Annotated in this window: 18 protein-coding genes; 16 read left to right on the forward strand and 2 right to left on the reverse strand. The window is 35.0% G+C overall.

The window, feature by feature from the left end; genetic code table 11:
- The first annotated feature begins 54 nt into the window (after positions 1-54).
- From purM to purD, 4 genes are read left to right on the forward strand one after another with little or no spacing between them, the layout of a single operon-like run.
- The gene (gene purM, locus ACFVRR_RS16000; protein ID WP_387330445.1) at positions 55-1,092 is read left to right on the forward strand and encodes a phosphoribosylformylglycinamidine cyclo-ligase; all 1,038 of its coding nucleotides are present in this window, start codon (positions 55-57) and stop codon (positions 1,090-1,092) included.
- On the forward strand, positions 1,092-1,655 hold the full coding sequence (gene purN / locus ACFVRR_RS16005) for a phosphoribosylglycinamide formyltransferase (RefSeq protein WP_387330447.1): 564 nt from the start codon (positions 1,092-1,094) through the stop codon (positions 1,653-1,655). The genes purM and purN overlap by 1 nt, the downstream gene beginning before the upstream one ends.
- A 49-nt stretch (positions 1,656-1,704) precedes the next feature.
- Entirely contained in the window at positions 1,705-3,240 is a 1,536-nt protein-coding gene (purH, locus tag ACFVRR_RS16010; RefSeq protein WP_387330449.1) for a bifunctional phosphoribosylaminoimidazolecarboxamide formyltransferase/IMP cyclohydrolase, read from the forward strand.
- A 19-nt stretch (positions 3,241-3,259) separates the two neighbouring features.
- Positions 3,260-4,525, forward strand: coding sequence for a phosphoribosylamine--glycine ligase (gene purD, locus ACFVRR_RS16015; protein WP_387330451.1), 1,266 nt, complete (start codon positions 3,260-3,262; stop codon positions 4,523-4,525).
- 109 nt (positions 4,526-4,634) lie between these two features.
- Here the strand turns inward: purD and ACFVRR_RS16020 are convergent, their stop codons facing one another.
- Positions 4,635-4,892: a YgaP family membrane protein gene (locus tag ACFVRR_RS16020; protein ID WP_286133437.1), complete on the reverse strand. Its 258-nt coding sequence runs from the start codon at positions 4,890-4,892 to the stop codon at positions 4,635-4,637.
- Positions 4,893-5,113: 221 nt separating this feature from the next.
- Between ACFVRR_RS16020 and pcrB the strand changes: the two genes are divergently transcribed.
- The 10 genes from pcrB (at position 5,114) to gatB (ending at position 19,412) form a co-directional block, all read left to right on the forward strand.
- Positions 5,114-5,812 (forward strand): heptaprenylglyceryl phosphate synthase, encoded by a 699-nt coding sequence (gene pcrB, locus ACFVRR_RS16025; protein WP_387330453.1) that lies wholly within the window; start codon positions 5,114-5,116, stop codon positions 5,810-5,812.
- On the forward strand, positions 5,812-7,989 hold the full coding sequence (gene pcrA / locus ACFVRR_RS16030; RefSeq protein WP_097973973.1) for a DNA helicase PcrA: 2,178 nt from the start codon (positions 5,812-5,814) through the stop codon (positions 7,987-7,989). The genes pcrB and pcrA overlap by 1 nt, the downstream gene beginning before the upstream one ends.
- 16 nt (positions 7,990-8,005) lie before the next feature.
- Positions 8,006-10,006, forward strand: coding sequence for an NAD-dependent DNA ligase LigA (gene ligA, locus ACFVRR_RS16035; protein WP_387330456.1), 2,001 nt, complete (start codon positions 8,006-8,008; stop codon positions 10,004-10,006).
- Between the two features lie 71 nt (positions 10,007-10,077).
- The gene (locus ACFVRR_RS16040; RefSeq protein ID WP_387330459.1) at positions 10,078-11,280 is read left to right on the forward strand and encodes a CamS family sex pheromone protein; all 1,203 of its coding nucleotides are present in this window, start codon (positions 10,078-10,080) and stop codon (positions 11,278-11,280) included.
- A gap of 201 nt (positions 11,281-11,481) precedes the next feature.
- Positions 11,482-13,029, forward strand: coding sequence for an L-glutamate gamma-semialdehyde dehydrogenase (pruA, locus tag ACFVRR_RS16045; RefSeq protein ID WP_387330462.1), 1,548 nt, complete (start codon positions 11,482-11,484; stop codon positions 13,027-13,029).
- A 249-nt stretch (positions 13,030-13,278) separates the two neighbouring features.
- Complete coding sequence (locus ACFVRR_RS16050; protein ID WP_387330464.1) at positions 13,279-14,481, forward strand: FtsW/RodA/SpoVE family cell cycle protein; 1,203 nt, start codon at positions 13,279-13,281, stop codon at positions 14,479-14,481.
- A 914-nt stretch (positions 14,482-15,395) separates the two neighbouring features.
- The gene (locus ACFVRR_RS16055; RefSeq protein ID WP_387330467.1) at positions 15,396-15,920 is read left to right on the forward strand and encodes a deoxycytidylate deaminase; all 525 of its coding nucleotides are present in this window, start codon (positions 15,396-15,398) and stop codon (positions 15,918-15,920) included.
- Positions 15,921-16,206: 286 nt separating this feature from the next.
- The gene (gene gatC, locus ACFVRR_RS16060) at positions 16,207-16,497 is read left to right on the forward strand and encodes an Asp-tRNA(Asn)/Glu-tRNA(Gln) amidotransferase subunit GatC (RefSeq protein ID WP_069032659.1); all 291 of its coding nucleotides are present in this window, start codon (positions 16,207-16,209) and stop codon (positions 16,495-16,497) included.
- A 14-nt stretch (positions 16,498-16,511) separates the two neighbouring features.
- Entirely contained in the window at positions 16,512-17,966 is a 1,455-nt protein-coding gene (gatA, locus tag ACFVRR_RS16065) for an Asp-tRNA(Asn)/Glu-tRNA(Gln) amidotransferase subunit GatA (RefSeq protein WP_387330470.1), read from the forward strand.
- Positions 17,967-17,981: 15 nt separating this feature from the next.
- Positions 17,982-19,412 carry an Asp-tRNA(Asn)/Glu-tRNA(Gln) amidotransferase subunit GatB gene (gene gatB, locus ACFVRR_RS16070; protein WP_097973982.1) on the forward strand — a complete coding sequence of 477 codons (1,431 nt, stop codon included), beginning with the start codon at positions 17,982-17,984 and terminating at the stop codon, positions 19,410-19,412.
- A 60-nt stretch (positions 19,413-19,472) separates the two neighbouring features.
- On the opposite strand, the gene ACFVRR_RS16075 is transcribed toward gatB, so the two are convergent.
- Entirely contained in the window at positions 19,473-19,940 is a 468-nt protein-coding gene (locus ACFVRR_RS16075; RefSeq protein WP_387330473.1) for a formate/nitrite transporter family protein, read from the reverse strand.
- 262 nt (positions 19,941-20,202) lie between these two features.
- Between ACFVRR_RS16075 and ACFVRR_RS16080 the strand changes: the two genes are divergently transcribed.
- Both ACFVRR_RS16080 and rlmD read left to right on the forward strand, forming a co-directional pair.
- The gene (locus ACFVRR_RS16080) at positions 20,203-21,087 is read left to right on the forward strand and encodes a diacylglycerol kinase (RefSeq protein WP_387330476.1); all 885 of its coding nucleotides are present in this window, start codon (positions 20,203-20,205) and stop codon (positions 21,085-21,087) included.
- A gap of 109 nt (positions 21,088-21,196) precedes the next feature.
- Entirely contained in the window at positions 21,197-22,579 is a 1,383-nt protein-coding gene (gene rlmD, locus ACFVRR_RS16085; RefSeq protein WP_387330479.1) for a 23S rRNA (uracil(1939)-C(5))-methyltransferase RlmD, read from the forward strand.
- Positions 22,580-22,583: the final 4 nt, after the last annotated feature.

Genomic DNA, 22,583 nt, shown 5'->3' on the forward strand with positions numbered 1-22,583 from the left:
CGCCTCTTTTAAAATTGAATCTATTCATAAGGAACTGAAAGGGGAAATCATCACATGGCGAATGCATATAAACAAGCTGGAGTAGATATCGAAGCTGGCTACGAAGCAGTGAACAGAATGAAGAAACACGTTCAAAAAACAATGCGTCAAGAAGTTCTTGGTGGATTAGGAGGATTTGGAGGAATGTTTGATCTTTCCAAATTCAACTATAAGGAACCGGTTCTTGTATCAGGGACAGATGGAGTAGGAACAAAATTAAAATTAGCTTTCCAAATGGACCGTCACGATACGATCGGCATTGATGCAGTCGCGATGTGTGTGAATGATATTGTGGTTCAAGGAGCGGAGCCTTTATTTTTCCTAGATTACTTAGCAGTTGGCAAGGCTGTACCTGAACGAATTGAGCAAATTGTAAAAGGTGTATCTGATGGCTGCGTTCAAGCAGGCTGCGCTTTAGTCGGAGGAGAAACTGCAGAAATGCCTGGTATGTATCCAGAGAATGAATATGACGTTGCTGGTTTTGCAGTAGGAATTGCTGATAAGTCGAAGCTTGTAACAGGTCAAAACATTAAAGAAGGAGATATCTTATTAGGAATCTCATCAAACGGGATCCATAGTAATGGATATTCTCTAGTTCGTAAGGTTTTATTAGAAAAAGGTGGCTTAACGCTTGATCAAAACATTGATAAATTAGGTCATACTTTAGGCGAAGAATTACTACGCCCAACTAAAATTTATGTAAAACCAATCTTAAATGTCCTTAAAAAGTTTGAAGTAAAAGGTATGGCTCATATTACTGGTGGTGGGTTTATTGAAAATATCCCAAGAATGCTTCCAGAGGGAATCGGTGCAGAAATTGATTATGGTTCATGGCCAATCCAACCAATCTTTGATTTATTAGAAGAGATTGGTGAATTGAAGCGCGAAGAAATGTTTAATATTTTTAATATGGGTATTGGTATGGTTCTTGCGGTTAGTGAAGAGAACTTACATGACACTATTAAACTATTAGAAGAAGACGGGGAAAAAGTATTTATTATCGGAAGAACAAAAGCAGGTGAAGGTGTAACCTTTGGCGGAGGTTCTCTGTAATGAAGAAGATTGCCGTATTTGCTTCAGGAAATGGCAGCAACTTTCAAGCCATTCTTGATGCAACTCTAAGCGGAGAAATGAATGCTGAAGTGAAGTTACTTGTTTGTGATCGTCCAAATGCATTTTGTATAGAACGAGCAAAGCAAACAAATATTCCATCATTTTTATTTTCAGCGAAAAACTATGAATCAAAAGAGCAGTATGAAAGTGAAATTATTGCCCATCTTAAAGAGTTAAATGTCGAATTTATCGTTTTAGCTGGCTATATGAGATTGATTGGTCCGACAATTTTAGACTCATTTCCTGGGAAAATAGTGAATATTCATCCTTCATTTCTACCATTATTTCCTGGAAAAGACGCAATTGGTCAAGCTCTCCTAGCAGGTGTCGAATCGACTGGTGTAACGGTTCATTTTGTCGATGAAGGAATGGATACTGGTCCAATTATTGCGCAAGAAGAAATTCTAATTGAAAAGGGAGATTCTAAGGAGTCTCTTGAGCAGAAGGTTCATAGTGTCGAGCATGTTTTATATGTGCAAACACTAAAAAAATTGTTTAGTTAATTAGATTAGATATAGAGCATGAAATCGATTAGATAGGGGAATGTATATCATGAAAAAACGAGCTTTAGTTAGCGTTTCAGATAAACAAGGGATTATTGAATTTGTAAGTGGATTAATTAAACATGATTTTGAAGTTATTTCAACAGGTGGAACTTATAATTTATTAAAAGATGCTGGATTAAATGTAATTGGTATTTCAGAAGTAACTAACTTTCCAGAAATTATGGATGGTCGTGTAAAAACATTACATCCTTCTATTCACGGAGGTTTACTAGGTGTTCGTTCAAATGAAGAACATATGCGTCAAATGAACGAGTTAGGAATTCAGCCAATTGATTTAGTTTGTGTAAATTTATATCCGTTTAAAGAAACGATCATGAAGCCTGATGTTACATTTGAAGATGCAATTGAAAATATCGATATCGGTGGCCCTACAATGCTTCGTTCAGCAGCTAAAAATCATGAATTTGTATCTGTAGTAGTTGACCCAACAGATTATGAAGTAATTTTAGCTGAGTTAGCTGAAAATAATACGGTTTCTATTACTACGAACCGTCGATTAGCAGCTAAAGTTTTCCGTCATACTGCAGCTTATGATTCATTAATTTCTAATTATTTAACAGAGCAAGTAGGAGAAGAAAATCCTGAAAGCTATACTGTTACTTACGAATTAAAACAATCTTTACGTTATGGTGAAAATCCTCACCAAAAAGCGACATTCTATCGTGCTCCAATGCCAACAGTTTCGTCAATTGCTTATGCAGAGCAATTACATGGTAAAGAGCTTTCTTATAACAATATTAATGACGCTAATGAAGCACTAAATATTGTACGCGAATTCTCAAATCCAGCTGTTGTCGCTGTAAAACACATGAATCCTTGTGGAGTAGGCGAAGGCACTACAATTGAAGAAGCATATGATCGTGCTTATACTGCTGATCCAGTTTCAATTTTTGGAGGAATTATTGCGACAAACCGTGAAGTTGATGCTGCAACAGCTAAGAAAATGCATGAATTATTCTTAGAAATTATTATCGCTCCTTCATTCAGTGAAGAGGCTTTAGAAATCTTAACTAGTAAAAAGAACTTACGTTTATTAACAGTGGACTTAGAAACTAAGCCTTCGTTTGCACCTAAATTAACGACTGTTCATGGTGGTTTATTACGCCAAGATATGGATACATTTGGATTAGATGATGCAACAGTTACAGTCCCTACAAAACGTCAACCGACTGAAGAAGAGTGGGAGAATTTAAAATTAGGTTGGAAAGTTGTAAAACATGTTAAATCAAATGCAATTGTTTTAGCGAAGGATCATATGACAATCGGTGTTGGTGCAGGTCAAATGAATCGCGTTGGAGCTGCAAAAATTGCGATTGAACAAGCTGGCGAAAAATCAAATGGCGCGGCGTTAGCTTCAGATGCATTTTTCCCTATGAATGATACAGTAGAAGCAGCGGCTAAAGCTGGTATTACAGCAATTATTCAACCGGGCGGATCAATCAAAGATGAAGATTCAATTAAAAAAGCTGATGAATATGGAATTGCAATGGTCTTTACAGGGGTTCGTCACTTTAAACATTAAGAAATAAGGAGATGACAAGATGAAAGTATTAGTCATTGGTCGCGGAGGCCGTGAGCATACAATTGCTTGGAAGGTAAATCAATCGGAGAATGTAACAGACGTATTTGTTGCTCCAGGAAACGATGGAATGATTGATGTTGCAACACTTGTCAATATTGATGAAAGTGACCATGAAGCACTTATTGCATTTGCAAAAAAGGAAGAAATTGATTTAACAATCGTTGGTCCTGAAGTTCCTTTAATGAACGGAATTGTAAATGATTTTCGAGCTGCTAATTTAAAGATTTTTGGTCCGACTAAAGAAGCGGCAATTATTGAAGGAAGCAAAAGCTTTACAAAGGATTTAATGAAAAAATATGCGATCCCGACTGCAGCTTATGAAACGTTTACTAGTTTTGAAGAAGCAAAAGCATATGTTGAAAAAGTTGGTGCACCGATTGTTATTAAAGCTGATGGATTAGCAGCTGGTAAAGGTGTAGTTGTAGCGATGACAATTGAAGAAGCAATTGTAAGCCTTCATGACATGCTACTTGATGAAAAGTACGGCGATGCAAGTGCGTCAGTAGTAATTGAAGAATATTTGGAGGGCGAAGAATTCTCGCTAATGTCATTTGTTAACGGGAATAAGGTTTATCCTATGGTAATCGCCCAAGACCATAAACGTGCTTATGATGGAGACAAAGGACCTAATACGGGTGGTATGGGTGCTTATTCGCCAGTACCACAAATCTCAGAGTCAGTTGTTGAACAATCTTTAAAAGAAATAGTAGTACCAGTCGCAGAAGCAATGATTTCTGAAGGAAGACATTTTACTGGAATACTATATGCTGGTTTAATGTTAACAAGCCAGGGACCTAAAGTAATCGAGTTTAATGCAAGATTTGGCGATCCAGAGACGGAAGTTGTATTACCTCGTTTAGAGAGTGAGTTAGCTGAAGTATTATTAGCAATATTAAATGAAGAAGAAATTAATTTAGAATGGTCAGAGGAAGCTGTTGTTGGAGTTGTGCTTGCTGCAAATGGATATCCTGAAGTTCCTGAAAAAGGTGCTGTAATATCTGGATTAAATAATGTAAGTAATGAAACAATGGTATTCCACGCCGGTACGAAACTTGAAAATAATGAATATGTTACAAATGGTGGACGAGTATTAATTATTGCACATAAAGGAAGCTCCATTAATGAAGCTTTCGAAAATGTATATAAGCAAATTGATACGATTCAATCAGATGGCTTATTCTATCGCCACGATATAGGTCATAAAGCAATTAAAGTAAATAATTAGAAAGAAAGGGTCGTCATTTATGATCAATGACGACCCTATTTCTTGTTAAAATAAGAACTAGTGTTCTATTTTTATCTATACAATCTACTCCATTTTTGATAAACTACTTTTATGAAGGTTGAACATAATCTTCGAATGTATCTCCCTCGTCGTGTTTATCTGCCATAATCTTACATTTCTTACCTAGAGCAGTCATTGGGCAAAAACGTAATACTCCCTCTGCAACTTTCATGGCACCGATTATGATTAAAATGATGACAGAATTACTACATCTTCTGCGTGTAAGTTTTGCTGTGCCGTAAGCTAAAATTGTTAAGCCAGCAGTTATACGGATAAGTGCATTTATAATGCTAATATTTGGTCTCAACAGTAACTCCCCTTATAATAAGTATCAGTGACTACATCACTCTTTACCATTTTTCCCTTTAATTGTTTCAATATCATAGGAAACAATTAGTATTAATTACTTAAAATGGGGACGTAGGGTTACTTTTCCATTTCAATAAGATACAATACATTTATATTTTTGATAAAAAGTACTTAATAAAAATAGATAAATTAATGTAAAAAACAATTCCGGAGGACAAAATGTACGATTATTCACAATGGAATCACATATTTAAATTAGATCCAAACAAAGAAATCTCTGATGATGAATTAGAAAAAATTTGTGAGTCAGGAACGGATGCAATATTAGTTGGTGGAACGGACGATGTTACGTTAGATGCTACGATCTCTCTACTAGTTAGAATAAGACGCTATGCAGTACCATGTATTTTAGAGGTATCAAATCTTGAAGCCGTAACTCCAGGATATGATTTCTACTTTATCCCGACAGTTTTAAATAGTAATGATCCAAAGTGGATTATTGGAATGCATCAACAAGCAATGAAAGAATTCGCTCATTTAGTTGATGCCGAAGAATTGGTAATGGAAGGTTATTGTATATTAAATGTAGATTGTAAGGCTGCAAAGCTGACAAATGCAGTAACAGATCTTTCAATAGAAGATATTGTCGCGTATGCGGAAGTTTCTGAGCAATTATTAAAATTACCAATTTTTTATTTAGAATATAGCGGAACATATGGTTCACCTCAGGTGGTAGAAGAAGTTTCAAAAGTATTAAACAATACGAAATTATTCTATGGCGGGGGAATTTCATCAGCTCAACAAGCAATTGAGATGAAGCAATTTGCTGATACGATTGTTGTTGGGAACATTATATATGATAACTTACAAGAGGCTTTACTTACTGTGAAAGCTGTGAAAGAAGGAGCGACGAAGTAATGAAAACAGCAGAAGAATTATTGCAAGGTTTAAATCCAATGCAAAAAGAAGCCGTTAAAACGGTTGATGGTCCTTTATTAATTATGGCTGGAGCAGGTTCAGGTAAAACTCGTGTACTAACACATCGAATTGCTTATTTATTAGGAGAAAAAGGTGTCGCTCCATGGAATATACTTGCAATCACCTTTACAAATAAAGCAGCTAGAGAGATGAGAGAGCGTATATTTAATCTAGTTGGAAAAGATGCAGAAGATATTTGGGTTTCCACATTCCACTCAATGTGTGTGCGCATTCTTCGTAGAGATATTGATCGAATTGGCTTTAACAGAAGCTTTTCTATATTAGATACAACTGACCAATTAACAGTCATAAAAAATATTCTGAAAGAGAAAAACTTAGATTCAAAGAAATTTGATCCTCGTAGTATTCTAGGTTCTATTAGTAGTGCAAAAAATGAACTGCAAACTGCTGCAGATTATTCAAGAGATGCTTTTACTCCATTTGAAAAAGTTGTTGGAGAAATTTATGCATCTTATCAAGATCGACTACGTAAAAATCATTCATTAGACTTCGACGATTTAATTATGATGACAATTAATTTATTTGAACGTGTTCCAGAAGTACTACAATATTATCAACGAAAATTTCAATATATTCACGTGGATGAGTATCAAGATACTAATCATGCTCAGTATAAAATTGTAAAATTGCTTGCCGAGCAATTTAAAAATATTTGTGTAGTTGGTGATTCAGATCAATCAATTTATCGCTGGCGTGGAGCAGATATTTCTAATATTCTTTCATTCGAAAAAGATTATGATAAAGCACAAGTAATTCTGTTAGAACAAAATTACCGTTCGACTCAAACGATTCTTGATGCTGCTAACGCAGTTATTACGAACAATTCAAACCGTAAAGCGAAAAAGCTTTGGACAGAAAATGGACAAGGTACACCGATACATTATTTTAGAGCTGCCTCAGAACAGGACGAAGGATATTTTGTGGCTGGAAAGCTAGCCGAGTGGAAAAAAGAAGGAGTTCATCAATATGGTGATGTTGCTATTCTTTATCGTACGAATGCGCAATCACGTGCAATGGAGGAAGTTTTAGTTAAGTCTAATATTCCTTATAAAATGGTCGGCGGAGTAAAGTTCTATGATCGTAAAGAGATTAAAGATATACTTGCTTACTTAAGATTTATTGCAAATCCAGATGATGAGATTAGTTTTTCAAGAATTATTAATGTCCCAAAACGTGGTGTGGGAGCGGCATCTGTAGATAAAATTATTAACTATAGCATAATGAATGACCTATCTCTATCAGATACTTTAGAGCAAATTGACTTCGTTGGATTAAGTGGAAAAATTACGAAAGCAATTGGAGATTTCCATGCTATGGCGAAAAACTGGCAGCAAATGTTGGATTATTTATCAGTTACCGAGCTTGTTGAGGAAGTTCTTGATAAAACAGGCTATATCCAAGTGTTAAAAGATGAAAATACTATTGAATCTGCTTCAAGAATCGAAAATATTGAAGAGTTTTTAACAGTTACAAACGCTTTTGAAGAAAGCAGTGAAGATAAAAGTTTAGTATCATTTTTAACTGATTTAGCTTTAGTGTCTGATATCGATCAAGCCGATAAAGAAGAGTCACAAGCAGATGAGGTTATCCTTATGACGCTTCACTCTGCAAAAGGATTAGAGTTCCCAGTAGTGTTTCTAATCGGTTTGGAAGAAGGTATTTTCCCACATAGCCGTTCTTTAATGGATGAAGAAGAAATGGAAGAAGAAAGACGATTAGCATATGTAGGAATAACACGTGCTGAAAAGAATTTATATATTACAAATGCTCAAACACGTACACTTTATGGTCGCACTAGTGTAAACCAAGAATCTCGCTTTATTAATGAAATTCCTGATGAGCTATTAGATCGTGCTAATAAGAAAGTAGTAACTGAGCGCCGTGCTGTATCTAGACCAGCGGTGGCAATGAAAACAACAGGTGGAGAGTCACTAGGTTGGAGAGTTGGAGATAAAGCTTCTCATGGTAAATGGGGAATTGGTACAGTTGTAAGTGTAAAAGGAGAAGGCGAAGCAATGGAGTTAGATATTGCATTCCCAAGTCCTGTTGGTATTAAGCGTTTATTAGCAAAATTTGCTCCAATTACGAAAGCATAGAAGGGATGGAGAGCTCTTGGATCAAAAAATCATTGATAAAGTTGAAGAACTAAGAACAAAATTAAATCAGTACAACTATGAGTATTATGTATTAGATCAGCCATCAGTGCCAGATGCCGAGTATGACTCACTATTACATGAATTAATTGAATTAGAAGAACAATATCCAACTCTGTTAACACCTGATTCTCCATCACAACGTATAGGTGGACAGGCAATTGATTTGTTCGAAAAAGTCGTTCATAGTCATCCAATGTTAAGCCTAGGAAATGCGTTTAATGAAGGAGATTTAAGAGATTTCGACCAAAGAATTAGACAGGATTCTGCGGGAGTATCTTATGTTTGTGAACTTAAAATAGACGGCTTAGCGGTTTCACTTCAATATGAAAATGGATTGTTTGTCAAAGGTGCAACTCGTGGTGATGGTACAGTTGGAGAAGATATTACACATAATTTAAAGACCATTAAAGCAATTCCATTAAGACTTTCTGAGCCAATTACAATAGAAGCTCGTGGTGAAGCATTCATGCCAAAAGCTAGCTTTGAAAAGGTTAATGAATCGCGTGAAAAGAATGGGGAAGAATTATTTGCAAATCCAAGAAATGCAGCGGCTGGTTCATTACGCCAACTTGATCCGAAAATTGTTGCAAAGAGAGATTTATCGTTCTTCGTTTATGGATTCCCTACAGCTGAGGAATTTTCAATTCAAAAGCATAGCGAAGCATTAGACTATCTTCACAAACTTGGATTTAAAACAAATACTTTCCGCAAAACGTGCCATACAATCGAAGAAGTGATTGAATACGTTGAAGAATGGAAAGATAAACGCCCATCATTGCCTTATGAGATTGATGGAATTGTCATAAAAGTGGATGAATACAGTATTCAGAAAAAGTTAGGATCAACAGCAAAAGTACCAAGATGGGCTATTGCATATAAGTTCCCAGCTGAAGAGGTTGTAACCAAATTAGTCGATATCGAATTAAGTGTTGGTCGTACAGGTGTGGTAACACCGACTGCAATTTTAGAACCTGTTCGTGTTGCAGGTACAGTAGTAAAACGTGCATCGCTTCATAATGAAGATTTAATTAAAGAAAAAGACATTCGAATTGGTGACACAGTCGTTATTCGCAAAGCTGGAGATATTATTCCTGAAGTAGTAAATGTACTATTAGATCGTCGTTCTGGTGATGAACAGCCTTTTGCAATGCCAACTCACTGCCCTTCATGTGATCATGAGTTAATAAGAGTGACAGGTGAAGTAGCACTACGTTGTGTAAATCCCTTCTGTCCATCTCAAATTCGTGAAGGATTAATTCATTTTGCGTCTCGTGATGCAATGAATATCGAGGGTCTAGGTGAAAGAGTAGTATCACAACTATTCGATGCTAATTTGATTAAGACATTTACAGATCTTTATATTCTAACGAAAGAACAATTATTATCACTTGAACGATTTGGAGAAAAGTCAGCAGATAAATTAATTTCTGCAATTCAAGCTTCTAAAGAAAATTCACTTGAAAAATTATTATTTGGTTTAGGTATTCGTCATGTTGGAGCTAAAGCAGCAAAAACATTAGCTCAGCATTTCCAAACAATTGATCGACTGATGGAAGCATCGGTTGAGGAAATAACCGGAATTAATGAAATTGGTTCTAAAATGGCCCAGTCAATTAATGATTATTTTTCACAAGACGAAGTAAAAGAACTTATTTCAACGTTTAAAACTGTTGGAGTAAATACTGAATATAAAGGGATTCAAGTAGAAAATATTAATATGGATTCTCTTTTTGCTGGTAAAACAGTAGTATTAACTGGTAAGCTAGAACAGATGACTAGAAGTGAGGCTAAGAAGCAGTTAGAAGCACTTGGCGCAAAAGTAGCAGGAAGTGTTAGTAAGAGTACTGATCTAGTCATTGCAGGTGAGGCAGCTGGATCGAAATTAGATGCTGCACGAAAATTAAATATCGAGATTTGGGATGAAGAGAGAATGATTAAAGAGCTTCAACCACAATAATATTACAATCAACTAGAGGACGGATTAATGATAGTAGTTCGTTCACTTAATAAGTAGAAGGTGTGAGTTAGATGAAAAAACGTATAGGAATGCTCCTATGTTGTTTTTCGCTCATCTTATCTGGCTGTTCATTATCATTAAAGAATGAAGATAAGGTTGTACAAGAGAGCAATAGCAAAAAAGGGGAAGACGCAATTATTCCCCGTTATTCAATTTCAAATGATTACTACAAGACAATACTTCCATTTAAACCGAGTAAAACAAGAGGTGCTGTCGTTGCAAATATCGATAATAGACTTGATATTAGTGAATTTGAATTAGGTTTAATGCGAATTGTACAAGAGCAATATTCAACAAAAGATTACCTGTATCAAGAAGGACAATTATTAAGTAAAAAAACGGTGGAATCTTGGCTAAAAAGGAAGTATACTCCTTCACAATTTAAACAAAAACAAGATGCACTTAAGAGCGCAAATTTAAAACCAAGTTCGATTACAAATGACGGATTGAATCCAATTCAAACGGATACAAAAAATCTCACTGAAGATCAAAAAGCTAAACAAGCTCCGATATTTTTAAATTCAATTTTAGAGCAGGATTATCTAAAAAAGAACGGAAAAGAAGTTAAAGTTGAGGGCGTAGCAATTGGTTTAGCAATGAACTCTGTTTATTATTATCAAGAGGAGCACGGCTACCCAAGAGAGCTTAAAATTCCTCAAGATGAAATGATTAAACAAGGTAAAGCGATCGCACAAGAAATTTTAACGCGAGTGCGAAAAATGGACGAATTTAAAGATATACCAATCACATTTGCTATTTTCCGTCAGCAAAGTCAGTCATCTGTAGTACCTGGAAACTATGTTGCTATGACTTCAGTGTCTGGAAATGACTTCTCAATAAGCAACTGGGATAAAATAAATGAGAAATACTATTTATTCCCTTCAGCTGCTGCAACTGCAGATTACCGAGATGATGCAATGAAAATGGTTAATTTTAAATCAGATATAGAAAATTATTTTCCGAATTATACTGGTGTTGTAGGTACTGGTTTTTATAAGGATAATGAATTAATACAACTAAAAATTGATATACCTATGCAATTTTATGGTAAGGCAGAAGTCATAGCTTTTACTCAATATGTAGCGGGACTTATGATGGACCATTTCCCTTCATACTTAAAGGTTGAGACGAATATATTCTCATCAAATGGACAGGAAGCACTCATCGTAAAAGATGTAGATGCTAAGGAACCAAGTGTGCATATTTATAACTAAAAGGAAGAGGACAACTCTTCCTTTTTTTAATAAAAGGGAAGAATCTGTAAGCGTTTCATATTTGAAGAATATATAGGAATATTGTATTATGTATATGTGAGTTTTTTATACAGTAGTTATTCTACTAGCAATTGACTGAAAACACTGATAGAAAAACGGTTACAGTTGTTGCTATTTTCAAACTAAAGGGGGATTTATTCAATGGTTATACCTTACAAACATGAGCCATTTACAAACTTTGGCTTAGAGGAAAATCAAGAACAATACAAACAAGGATTAGCAAAAGTTTCATCTTATTTAGGTGAAAAATATCCACTAATCATTGGTGGAGAGCGTATCTTTACTGAAGAACAGATCGTATCTGTAAATCCTTCAAATCATAAAGAAGTTATTGGTTCTGTATCGAAAGCAAGCCGTGACTTAGCTGAAAAAGCTATGCAAATTGCTGATACAACTTTTAATACATGGAAAAAAGTTAAACCTGAAGTTCGTGCTGACATTTTATTCCGTGCGGCTGCAATTATTCGTCGTCGTAAACACGAATTCTCAGCTTTATTAACTAAAGAAGCTGGTAAACCTTGGAATGAAGCAGATGCTGATACAGCTGAAGCAATTGATTTCTTAGAGTTCTATGCTCGTCAAATGTTACAATTAAAAGACGGAATTCCTGTTGAAAGCCGTCCTGGTGAATATAACCGTTTCAACTACATTCCATTAGGAGTTGGTGTTGTAATCTCTCCTTGGAACTTCCCATTTGCAATCATGGCTGGAACAACTGTAGCTGCTGTAGTAACAGGTAACACTGTTCTATTAAAACCAGCAAGTACAACTCCAGTAGTTGCTTACAAATTCTTAGAAGTATTAGAAGAAGCTGGATTACCTGCAGGAGTAGTAAACTTCGTACCAGGTAGCGGTGCTGAAGTAGGAGATTACTTAGTTGATCACCCACGCACTCGTTTCATCAGCTTTACTGGTTCTAAAGAAGTAGGTATCCGTATTTATGAGCGCGCTGCAAAAGTAAACCCAGGTCAAATCTGGTTAAAACGTGTTATCGCTGAAATGGGCGGTAAAGACACAATGGTAATCGATAAAGAAGCTGATTTAGAATTAGCTGCTAAATCAATCGTTTCTTCTGCTTTCGGATTCTCTGGTCAAAAATGTTCAGCATGTTCTCGTGCAGTAATTCACCAAGATGTGTATGATCAAGTTCTTGCTCGTGCAATCGAATTAACAAACGAATTAACTGTTGGAAACCCAGAAGACCGTTCAACTTACATGGGTCCAGTTAATGACCAAGCTGCTTTCAATAAAGTAATGAGCTACGTACAAATCGGACGTGAAGAAGGCCGTGTAGTAACAGGTGGAGAAGGAGACGATTCTACTGGTTGGTTCATTAAACCAACAATCGTTGCTGACGTTGCTGAAGATGCTCGTTTAATGAAAGAAGAAATCTTTGGACCAGTTGTAGCATTCTGTAAAGCTAAAGACTTCGATCACGCTTTAGAAATTGCTAACAACACTGAATACGGTTTAACAGGTGCTGTAATCTCTAACAACCGTGCAAACATCGAAAAAGCACGTGAAGATTTCCACGCTGGTAACTTATACTTTAACCGTGGATGTACTGGTGCAATCGTTGGTTACCAACCATTTGGTGGATTCAACATGTCAGGTACTGACTCAAAAGCAGGCGGACCAGACTACCTAGTTCTTCACATGCAAGGTAAAACAACTTCAGAAATGCTTTAATAAATAGAGTAAAGGTTTGTTTTATAAACATCCTTTAATAGAAAAAACCCCACGAAGAAATTAATTCTTTGTGGGGTTTTCTTTGTATTACATTTCATTTCTTATTTATCATCAAAAGATAAAAATTACTTTTGTCTATAGTATGTCTAAAAATAGAACGTTTTTCGAAACATCAGCTTGTTCCGTAGTAAATGGAATCAAGCAATTAGTATAATGGTTAAAAGAAATGAATGTTAGAGGACTTTGAGTATGAATCCTAAAAAAGATCTTTTTAAATCCTACGACTTGATAATGCTAATTTTAATGTTTTGTTTAATGTTTACTAGTATAATTGCGATCTATTCGGCTAGTAAAAGTGGTCAGTATCAGGGAAGTTTTGTAGTAAGGCAAAGTATTTTTTATTTCATTGGACTTACAGTATCTATATTAGTTGCGAAAATTGATCTTAATCGAATCAAAAGGATAAACTGGATTATTTATGGAACAAGTATTGTATTTTTAATTGTTTTAATATTTGCTCCTGAAAGTATTGCAAGACCAGTTAACGGGGCAAAAGCATGGTTTCAGCTACCGTTTATTGGTTCATTTCAACCTTCAGAATTTATGAAGATAAGTTTGCTTATAAGTATTAGTGCGTTGGTAGATAAACATAATAAGATATTTAAAATAAACAATGTAAAAACGGATTTAATATTGTTATGTAAAATTCTACTTATTTCGTTGCCACCTTCTTTAATTGTTCTTAAACAACCCGACACTGGAATGACTATGATTTTTCTAGTCATTATTTTCTCCATCATATTGTGTTCTAAGATTAAAACATCAATTGTGTTATTTTTAATATCAATTCCTACACTTATGATATCTACTCTTTTAGTTATTTTAACTAAATTTCCGAATTACTTTGAAGTAAGAATATTATCTTTATTAATGCCTCATCAGAGAAGTAGAATTGAAGGCTGGTTAAATCCATTTGAGCATAGTGATGCTGGATTTCAAACAAAACAGGGCTTACTTGCAATTGGTACTGGCCAACTTTCTGGAAAAGGATACTTAAATGGAGTTGTCTACATCCCAGAAGAACATACTGATTTTATTTTTGCCAATATAGGTGAAGAGTTTGGATTTGTTGGAGGTGCTTTATGCATAGCTTTGTTTTTTCTATTGCTAAGTAGAATAGTGAGTATTTCTTTAGATGCATTGAAAAATGCCAATAATTTGTTTGGAACTTTGATTTGTGTAGGTACGGTATCGGTATTAGCTTTTCAAATCTTTCAAAATATAGGAATGACAATAGGTTTGCTACCTGTAACAGGTATTACGCTACCATTTTTAAGTTATGGTGGGAGTTCACTGTTATCAAATATGATATTAATAGGATTAACACAATCAGTTAGGAATTCTTATAATGGATACATATTCCATAGTTTGTCGGGAGGGAAGTATGGATAACAAAATATTTGAAAAGAGAATGAGAGTTTTACTATACATAGCCATTGGTTTATTCTCGATTATAATTTTAAAACTTTTGTATACGATAATAACTCTAAATTAATAGCTAGTAAAATGTCACTATAATTTGGATTAACTATCCTTTTTTATTGCCACAAATAAATAGGTGATATTATTAAAAACCTCTTTTTTCTTGAATGAACAGAGAAAAATAGGAAGTATTAAGTTCCAAGAAACAGGTAATAGCTGAATTTTATCTATATATGAACAATTTATTGTGTAAACATTCACAAACATAGTGATATGTGTTCAATAATTAGTTGTTAGAAAATTATAATCTAGTGGTATTAACATTGATTGTTAAAATTTACTGAATTAGGAGAGCGTTAAAAGGGACTAAAAAAAGATAATAATACACATGCAACTGTAGCTGTTCCTTTAGTAGCCGGTATTTGGGATTATAAAGGTGCTGATCCTAGTATTTATGTAGATAGCACTAAAGCTTGGAGATTTCCATCAATCATTAAATCAGGTGGAGGAGATTTTCAAGTAAGAATTAATAGTAATTCAACAGGTGGAAAATTACAGGTAACTCTCAGAGATTCCGATGGTGGCACATCACAAATTGTAGGAGCACCAACTGAAATATCCTCAGATGGGAAAATACTTACATGGAGGAATTTAAATAGAAATTTAGATGGTGGGAACGGTGCTGAATTTTATATCACAGTAAAATCTTCTAGTGGTAAAGGTTATGGAACAGCTGCATACTATGATTGATAAAATACCTTGAAGGGCGTAATTCAATTTACGCTCTTTTTGTTATGCTCAATACTTTACTTCTAAATCAACCTTCCCCATATTATTATGCTATAATTTTAAATAAATAATAGTGAACAGAGAGAAGGGATACCATGCAAATTTTACAGAGAATAATTCAATTAGTAGATTCAATTCCTTTAGGAACTCGCGATGATTGGGACTCTTATTTTTTAGGACAGGCATTTATAACTTCTCTTCGTTCAACTTGCGGAAGTAGAAGGGTTGGGGCAGTTATTGTAAGTGATAATAGAATAATTGCTTCTGGGTATAATGGGTATCCAAAGGGAGCTAAGCATTGTATTGATGGGGGATGTCCACGTTTTGCTGCTCGCCAGGAAGGGTCATTAGATAGTGGCAAATACTCAGATCAGTATCCTTGTGATGCTTTCCATGCTGAAGAAAATGCGATTTATCAATTAGTACAATCAGGGATTCAAAAAACGAAAGGTGATAATTGGACAATTTATTGTACAACTGCACCGTGTCGAGCTTGTGCGAAAATGATAAATGGAGCGGGGATTACTAGAGTTGTATATAATGTAGGTTATCCAGATGATTATTCAATTGAGTATTTTAAAAAATATGGAATTGAATTAACAAGAATCCTTGCCGAATAAATTTAGTCCATATTTAAACAAACGTTTGATTAATTTTATATGTAAGAATTTTAGGACAGACTGTTTGAAAGCGAATTTCTTTCGAGGTTCATCTAACCTAATGAGGAGCGGAGTTATCCTATACCATAATGAGCTTCTGTTAGGTGAAGTAAAGAAGAAAGAGAGCGTTTGAAGAACAGTCTGTAATTATTTTACTTGTATTTAAGTGGAATGTTGCCCGACACATGGGAAATTTGGTATTATCAGTATATTGTATGTTGTGCGAATAATATGGAGGTGCATATAAATGTCAAAAATTACAATGGAGCAAGTTAAGCACGTTGCTCATTTAGCGCGTTTAGCGGTGACAGAGGAAGAAGCAGAGAAGTTTTCAAAACAACTTGGAGCAATTTTAGATTTTGCTGAGCAGTTAGGTGAACTTGATACAACAAATGTGAAACCAACTACACATGTCCTAAAAATGCGTAATGTATTACGTAAAGATGAGCCAGGTAAAGGTTTACCAATTGAAGAGGTACTTAAAAATGCACCAGACCACAAAGATGGACAAGTTAAAGTACCGTCAATATTGGATTAAGGGGGGAAATTAGAATGTCATTATTTGAATATACAGTTTCAGAATTACATAGCAAATTAAAATCAAAAGAGATTAAAGTAGAAGAATTAGTAAATGAATCTTATGAGCGAATCTCAGCAGTTGATGGTGAAGTAAAATCATTTTTAACTTTAAATGAAGAGCAAGCGCGTCTACAAGCAAAAGCACTTGATGAAAAGCCTTGGGATGAGTCTCGTGGAATTCTTGCTGGTATGCCTATCGGTGTAAAAGATAATATCGTTACAAAGGGTCTTCGTACTACTTGTGCGAGTAAAATTCTTGAGAACTTCAATCCAATTTATGATGCGACAGTTGTTACGAAATTAGCACAAGCTGAAAGCATTACGATCGGAAAATTAAATATGGATGAATTTGCAATGGGTTCATCTAATGAAAATTCTGCGTTCGGTGGTACTCGTAATCCTTGGAATACTGAATACGTACCAGGCGGAAGTAGCGGTGGGTCTGCAGCTTCAGTTGCTGCTGGAGAAGTATTATTCTCTTTAGGTTCTGATACAGGTGGATCAATCCGTCAACCAGCTTCATTTTGTGGAGTTGTTGGTTTAAAACCTACATATGGTCGTGTATCTCGTTCTGGTTTAGTAGCATTTGCTTCTTCTCTAGACCAAATTGGTCCAATAACTAGAAATGTAGAAGATAATGCATTGTTATTACAAGCAATTTCAGGATTAGATGCAAGTGACTCAACTTCAGCAAATGTAGAAGTTCCTTCATTTGCTAAGGCTTTAACAGGTGATGTAAAAGGTCTTCGTATCGCTGTACCTAAAGAATATTTAGGAGAAGGTGTTGGTGAAGAAGCTCGTGCATCTGTTATGGCTGCTTTAAATTTATTAGAAAGCTTAGGCGCTACTTGGGAAGAGGTTTCATTACCACATTCTAAATATGCATTAGCTACATATTATTTAATTTCTTCATCTGAGGCATCTGCTAACTTAGCTCGTTTCGATGGTATTCGTTACGGTCATCGTGCAGCTGATGTAGAAAACTTAATAGATCTTTATAAGAAAACTAGAGCTGAAGGCTTTGGAGACGAAGTAAAACGCCGTATCATGTTAGGAACTTATGCGTTAAGTTCTGGTTACTATGATGCTTACTATAAAAAAGCTCAACAAGCACGTACATTAATAAAAGAAGATTTCGAGAAAGTATTTGAAAACTATGATGTTATTATTGGCCCAACTACACCAACTCCTGCATTTAAAGTAGGCGAAAAAGTAAGTGATCCAATGACAATGTACGCAAATGATATTTTAACGATTCCGATTAACTTAGCGGGTGTACCTGCGATTTCTGTTCCTTGTGGTTTCCATAATGGTCTTCCATTAGGATTACAAATTATCGGTAAACATTTTGATGAGTCTACAATTTACAGAGTTGCCCATGCATACGAGCAAGCAACTGACTTTACAAAACAAAGACCACAACTATAAGGAGGCGCGGGAAAGATGAATTTTGAAACGATAATCGGTTTAGAAGTACACGTAGAATTAAAAACAAAATCAAAAATCTTCTCACCAAGCCCTAATGCGTTTGGTGCAGAACCAAATACAAACACTGGTGTAATTGATTTAGGTTATCCAGGTGTGTTACCAGTATTAAATGAAGAAGCTGTAAACTTTGGTATGAGGGCAGCAATGGCATTAAATTGTGAAATTGCTACTGAAACAAAGTTTGACCGTAAAAACTACTTCTACCCTGATAATCCAAAAGCTTACCAAATCTCTCAATTTGATAAGCCGATTGGTGAAAATGGATGGATTGAAATCGAAGTTGGTGGCAAAAAGAAACGTATCGGTATTACTCGCGTTCACTTAGAAGAGGATGCTGGAAAGTTAAATCATACAGATGAAGGATATTCATTAGTAGACTTTAACCGTCAAGGAACTCCATTAATTGAAATCGTTTCTGAGCCGGATATGAGAACTCCTGAAGAGGCTTATGCATATTTAGAAAAACTTAAGTCAATTATTCAATTCAGTGGGGTATCAGATGTAAAAATGGAAGAAGGCTCACTTCGTTGTGATGCGAATATTTCTTTACGTCCATTTGGACAAGAGGAATTTGGTACAAAAGCAGAATTAAAGAACTTAAACTCATTTGCTTTCGTTCAAAAAGGACTAGAGCATGAGCAAGTTCGCCAAGAAAAAGTTTTATTATCTGGCGGAGTAATCCAACAAGAAACACGTCGTTACGATGAAGCTACAAAGACTACAATCCTGATGCGTGTAAAAGAAGGATCGGATGATTACCGTTACTTCCCAGAACCAGACTTAGTTGAACTATACATTGATGATGAGTGGAAAGAACGTGTTCGCCAAAGTATTCCGGAGCTTCCAGATGCTCGTCAAAAACGCTATGTAGAGCAATTAGGTTTACCGGCATATGATGCAATGGTATTGACTTTAACAAAAGAAATGTCTGATTTCTTTGATGAAACAGTAAACAATGGTGCAGATGCAAAATTAGCATCTAACTGGTTAATGGGTGAAGTTTCAGCGTACTTAAATAAATCACAAAAAGAACTGCATGATGTTGCTTTAACGCCAGAAAACTTGTCTAGTATGCTTAAGTTAATTTCAGACGGTACAATCTCTTCTAAGATTGCGAAAAAAGTATTCACTGAGTTAATCGAAAACGGCGGAGACGCAAATGAAATTGTAAAAGCGAAAGGTTTAGTACAATTATCTGATGAGGGCGCTCTTCGTAAAATCGTTATTGAAACTCTTGATGCTAACCCACAATCAATTGAAGACTTTAAAAATGGTAAGGACCGAGCTATTGGTTTCCTTGTTGGTCAAATGATGAAAGCGACTAAAGGTCAAGCGAATCCACCACTATTAAATAAGATCTTAATGGAAGAAATTCAAAAAAGATAAAGTTTTCAATAAAAAAAACTACGAGCTATAAGCTCCGTAGTTTTTTTGTATTGTTTAGAGTCAAAATGATTCAATAATATGGTTGGCTTGTTGATGCATACAAAAGGAGATCCATTTTACTGTTGGGTCGTTATATAATCCTGTTATATGTATTAATAAAGAAAAACAACCAGCACCTAGTATATTTCCAATGTAAGATATAAGCCATAAATGTAACACATCTGGCCATTTCATTTTTCCTCTTATGGCAGTATAGGCAAAATAAAATATGTTTCCTATAAATAGGTCAGCACCACCGTATGCAATTAGAAGGATGGCGACAGTAATTGTTATAGCAGCCATTGGATAGGCAAATGGTGTATACGCAGCATGAAAGAAATGACCTGATTTAAATGCTACTATAACTCCGAAGCCTAAAAACATACTAGCCATTATCGCTCTTAATAAAAAACGCAAAACACTATCTCGGTAAATTTTTAACTTTTTTAGAGCAAAATACTCTACATTCACGAACGGTTTGTTTTCCATCTCATTATCAATCCTTAATTCTACTTTAATGTATTTATCATCAAAATGTACTATAATAATTAAGTTGTTCAAAACGATAGAAAAATATAGCAAAGAATCGAATGTAATCTAAATTTAATATAATATAATATTGCTTTTCAATATGGGTTTGAACATGCTTTAGAAAGGTAAAAATAGATAAGTAAATGGAAAAAGTTTACTACAAAAACTTTTTAGGTTAGGATATAAGTTAGAGAACTTAAATAAATAAGTAGGATGGTTAATGATGAAACGTGCAAGAATTATCTACAACCCTACTTCTGGTCGTGAAATTTTTAAGAAAAAGCTTCCCGATGTGTTGCAATTGTTCGAGCAAACAGGTTATGAAACCTCATGTCATGCAACAACCGGTGCAGGTGATGCGACAATCGCAGCAAGAGAAGCATGTGAACGAAAATTTGATTTAGTTGTAGCTTGCGGTGGAGATGGAACACTTAATGAAGTCATTAGTGGTATGGCAGAACAAGAATATCGACCAAAGTTAGGATTAATCCCAGTTGGGACAACAAATGATTTTGCTAGAGCAATTGGTGTGAATGTTTCAATTATGGAAGCGGCTGAAGTCATAACAAATGGGCAAACTGTCCCCCTTGATATTGGAAGAGTTGATGATAAATATTTTGTAAATATTTTAGCTGCCGGTAAAATCACAGAATTAACATATGAAGTACCTAGTAAACTAAAAACAATGTTAGGACAGCTAGCATATTATTTAAAAGGTATTGAAATGTTACCAAGGGTTAAGCCTACTCGATTAAAAATTGAGTACGATGGAAAAGTCTTTGATGAAGAAGCGTATTTGTTCTTATTATCGAATACAAATTCAGTTGGCGGATTTGAAAAAATTGCACCAGAGGCAAGTATTAATGATGGGCAATTTGATTTATTAGTCTTAAAGAAATCAAATATAGCCGAAATCATCAGAGTATGTGCCCAGCTATTAAGTGGTCAGCATGTACAAAATGAATATGTTCTTTATACTAGAGCAAGCCATTTGAAAATTATGTCTGATGATAAACTACTATTAAATATTGATGGTGAGTATGGTGGAGAAACACCATGTACTGTCGATATGCTTTACAACCACCTAGAAATCTATGTACCATAATAAGTGAAATAGTAGTAAATACTAGAAAAAGTAACCACGGTAGTTAACGTGGTTATTTATTTTGTATAATGAAATGGTTTAATAAAAGGTTGAAAGGTAGGTAAGGGACTTGTCGAAAAGAGTGTTACCTGTAGAAAAGAATCAATTCATAGATGTTGAATTTATCGATTTAACTCATGAGGGACATGGAGTTGCAAAGGTAGAAGGATATCCGATCTTTGTACCAAATGCACTTCCAGGTGAAAAGGCACAAATTAAGGTGCTAAAAACAAGTAAAGGCTTTGGGTTCGGTAAAATTATTGAATTCCAAAAAGAAAGTGATGTTCGTGTAGAACCAATTTGTTCGATTTACAATCAATGTGGTGGTTGTCAAACTCAACATATGAGCTATGAAGGCCAACTTGAGGCGAAACATAAACAAGTAGTAGAAGTTGTAAAACGAATTGGGAAACTTGATGACATAGTAATCCATCCAGTGTTAGGAATGGAAAACCCTTGGAGTTATCGTAACAAAGCACAAGTTCCAGTAGGGGAACTAGAAGGTGGACTAGTTGTTGGTTTCTATCAAAAGAGAAGCCATGAAATTATTCCAATGAATGAATGCTACATTCAAGGAAAAGAAAATGATGAAATGATACAAGCTGTAAAAGACCTTTGTGAGGAATTAAAAATTGAGCCATATGATGAAGTTGGCCACAAAGGACTATTGCGTCATATTATGGCACGCTATGGATACTATACAAATGAATCAATGCTAGTTCTTGTTACAAATAAAAAGAACTTTGCTCAAAAAGACGAATTAATAGCTAGAATTGTTGAGAAATATCCAACAATTACAAGCATTATTCAAAACGTAAATAATGAAAAAACAAATGTGATTCTTGGAAATCAAACAATTGTATTATACGGAAGTGAAACAATTAAAGATAAAATTGGTGATATTACTTTCGAAATTTCAGCTCGTTCATTTTATCAAGTAAACCCTACACAAACTAAGGTTTTATATGATAAAACACTTGAGTATACAAACTTAAATGGTAGTGAAACAGTTATTGATGCATACTGTGGAATCGGATCAATCTCCTTATTTTTAGCTCAAAAGGCCAAAAAGGTTTATGGTGTAGAAATTGTACCAGAAGCGATTGAAGATGCGAAACGAAATGCAAGGATTAATGAGATAACAAATGTTGAATTCGAAGTAGGGAAAGCTGAAGAAGTTATACCTAATTGGTACAAGCAAGGAATTACAGCTGAAGTATTAGTTGTAGACCCTCCAAGAAAAGGTTGTGACGAGGCTTTATTAAATACAATCATTGATATGAAACCAAGCAAAGTAGTTTACGTATCATGTAATCCTGCTACATTAGCAAGAGATTTAAGAGTACTTGAAGACGGTGGTTATAAAACAGTAGAAATACAGCCAGTGGATATGTTCCCACATACTAGTCACGTAGAAGCTATCGCGAAATTAGTACTTAAGGAAGGGAACTGACACT

Source organism: Gottfriedia sp. NPDC057948 (assembly GCF_042887255.1).
Lineage (GTDB): Bacteria > Bacillota > Bacilli > Bacillales > Bacillaceae_G > Gottfriedia.

Bases quoted from the DNA above. Each gene is read 5' to 3' on its own strand.
- ACFVRR_RS16055 (WP_387330467.1), top strand. From the start codon at position 15,396: ATGCAAATTTTACAGAGAATAATTCAATTAGTAGATTCAATTCCTTTA.
- purN (WP_387330447.1), top strand. From the start codon at position 1,092: ATGAAGAAGATTGCCGTATTTGCTTCAGGAAATGGCAGCAACTTTCAA.
- purH (WP_387330449.1), top strand. From the start codon at position 1,705: ATGAAAAAACGAGCTTTAGTTAGCGTTTCAGATAAACAAGGGATTATT.
- ACFVRR_RS16050 (WP_387330464.1), top strand. From the start codon at position 13,279: ATGAATCCTAAAAAAGATCTTTTTAAATCCTACGACTTGATAATGCTA.
- gatB (WP_097973982.1), top strand. From the start codon at position 17,982: ATGAATTTTGAAACGATAATCGGTTTAGAAGTACACGTAGAATTAAAA.
- gatC (WP_069032659.1), top strand. From the start codon at position 16,207: ATGTCAAAAATTACAATGGAGCAAGTTAAGCACGTTGCTCATTTAGCG.
- pcrB (WP_387330453.1), top strand. From the start codon at position 5,114: ATGTACGATTATTCACAATGGAATCACATATTTAAATTAGATCCAAAC.
- gatA (WP_387330470.1), top strand. From the start codon at position 16,512: ATGTCATTATTTGAATATACAGTTTCAGAATTACATAGCAAATTAAAA.
- pcrA (WP_097973973.1), top strand. From the start codon at position 5,812: ATGAAAACAGCAGAAGAATTATTGCAAGGTTTAAATCCAATGCAAAAA.
- purD (WP_387330451.1), top strand. From the start codon at position 3,260: ATGAAAGTATTAGTCATTGGTCGCGGAGGCCGTGAGCATACAATTGCT.
- pruA (WP_387330462.1), top strand. From the start codon at position 11,482: ATGGTTATACCTTACAAACATGAGCCATTTACAAACTTTGGCTTAGAG.
- ACFVRR_RS16075 (WP_387330473.1), bottom strand. From the start codon at position 19,940: ATGGAAAACAAACCGTTCGTGAATGTAGAGTATTTTGCTCTAAAAAAG.
- ACFVRR_RS16080 (WP_387330476.1), top strand. From the start codon at position 20,203: ATGATGAAACGTGCAAGAATTATCTACAACCCTACTTCTGGTCGTGAA.
- ACFVRR_RS16040 (WP_387330459.1), top strand. From the start codon at position 10,078: ATGAAAAAACGTATAGGAATGCTCCTATGTTGTTTTTCGCTCATCTTA.
- purM (WP_387330445.1), top strand. From the start codon at position 55: ATGGCGAATGCATATAAACAAGCTGGAGTAGATATCGAAGCTGGCTAC.